This is a genomic window from Methylobrevis pamukkalensis (assembly GCF_001720135.1).
GTDB classification, from domain to species: Bacteria; Pseudomonadota; Alphaproteobacteria; order Rhizobiales; family Pleomorphomonadaceae; genus Methylobrevis; species Methylobrevis pamukkalensis.
Window position 1 is genome coordinate 1 of record NZ_MCRJ01000246.1, and the last position, 1,589, is coordinate 1,589.

A 1,589-nucleotide genomic window follows, 5' to 3' on the forward strand; every position below is an offset into this window, starting at 1 on the left:
CAGCCGGCGCCGGGCGCCAGATCCGACAGCGTCCAGACCATGGCGCCGCGGCAGGGGGAGCCGGCCCGCCGCCATTCGGCAAAGGTCTCGGTCATCACCTCGGCGCTGGTTGCCCGTGACAGATCGAGATAGCGGGCCGGATCCTCCCGGCGCAGGCGGGCGGGATCGACGCCGTAGAGCAGCGCAAGATAATGATCGCGGACATCCTCGAAGTCCCAGGAGACGCCGAGATCGCGCGGCACGCCGGCCTTCCACGCCGGGTGATGCACGGCCGGCACGTCGAGCGACGCCTTCAGCGCGATCTCGTCCGGCACGTTGGCAAAGGCGAGGCATTCGGCCGCGAACCGTACGCCGGCGCGGCGGGCATCCTCCAGCGGACGGCAATAGGCGCCGACGCCGTAATAGTGGCCGACCCCCTCCCCCGGCAGGAACGGCAGCGCCCCGCCGGACGGCGAATTCTCCACGTAAGCCACGTCGGGCCGCAGCGGCCGGCCTCGGCGGCGAGAATCTCCGTGAACAGCGGGCTGCGCCAGGCGGCCTCCGGCAGACCCATCATCGCCCCCTGCTGCATCGCCTCGCTGCCACCGCAGAGCACGGCGAGCGACGGCGACCCGGCGCATGAGCCAAGGACGGCGGCCGCCTCGCGCCGCACCTCGGCGACGAAATTCTCGTCCTTCACCGGATAGTCGAAGTTGGCGAAGGCGAACTCCTGCCAGACCATCAGCCGAGTTCGTCGCAGAGCGCGAAGAAGGCGGGGCTTTCATACAGCATCGTGCCGCCGACGCGGATCATGTTCATGCCCGCGGCGGCAGCCATGCGCAGCAGCGGCGCGTAGTCGTCGCGCGTTCCGGGCAGGCGAACGATGTCGGCATTGGTCCAGCAGGCGCCGCGGCAGAACACCGGCACGCCGTTGACCACGAGGCCGAAGCCGCGCCCGTCCGGCCCGCGGTCGACCGCAATGCGGCGAAAGCCGGTGCGGGCGAGATCGATCGTTATGTCCCCGGCCTCCGCCGTGACCGGGTAGAGCGGCTGATCGCCATGGGTCGCCGGCCACCAGGGTGCGACGTCGAGACCCTCGAGCCGACCGGTGAACGTGCGGCCGTCGTCGCTGCTCAGCACGGTGCTGCGGCCGGCGCAGCGAAGCTGCACCGGTCCGGCGGCGTTCTCGACATGGAGCACGACGCGAGGGTGCCGTGGCGGCCGTCGTGGTCGGTTGTGAGGCGTTCGGCGGCGACCGTCAGGCCGGAGGCCGGCTCCAGCCGGATCGGCCGGAACGGGCCGACCGCCTCGACCGAGGGACACCAGCCGGGCATGTAGCCGAGCAGTGTGGTGCGCAGCAGGCGCAGGCCCTGCTCGCGGATCATCTGCGGCCGCCAGCGAGCGCGCGGACCCTTCTTCTGCAACTCCGGCCGCTGCGCGCGAAAGGCGAGCGCCAGCGCGTGACGGCCGGTGAGGGTGACGTCGACGCCATGGGGCTCGAACATCGTCCGGCTGCTGCCGAGCGGCTGGCCGTCGAGGAAGACGTCGCAGAGCGTTGCCAGTCCCTCGCAGACGAGGCGGTGGGGCCCGTGGCCCTCCAGCGCGGCGAG

3 protein-coding genes and 1 pseudogene are annotated in these 1,589 nt (G+C 71.7%); 1 reads left to right on the forward strand and 3 read right to left on the reverse strand.

What is annotated here, in order from left to right; all coding sequences use genetic code 11:
- A pseudogene (locus A6302_RS26360) lies at window positions 1-464 on the reverse strand (glycoside hydrolase family 2 protein); the annotation flags it as partial.
- A 48-nt stretch (window positions 465-512) separates the two neighbouring features.
- Here A6302_RS26360 and A6302_RS26365 point away from each other — a divergent pair.
- Entirely contained in the window at window positions 513-686 is a 174-nt protein-coding gene (locus tag A6302_RS26365; RefSeq protein ID WP_169833646.1) for a hypothetical protein, read from the forward strand.
- A gap of 34 nt (window positions 687-720) precedes the next feature.
- On the opposite strand, the gene A6302_RS26370 is transcribed toward A6302_RS26365, so the two are convergent.
- Window positions 721-1,119 carry a hypothetical protein gene (locus A6302_RS26370; protein WP_141704032.1) on the reverse strand — a complete coding sequence of 133 codons (399 nt, stop codon included), beginning with the start codon at window positions 1,117-1,119 and terminating at the stop codon, window positions 721-723.
- The coding region (locus A6302_RS26375) for a glycosyl hydrolase 2 galactose-binding domain-containing protein (protein ID WP_425349185.1) at window positions 1,113-1,589 on the reverse strand (477 nt) is incomplete at its 5' end. The genes A6302_RS26375 and A6302_RS26370, both read right to left, overlap by 7 nt.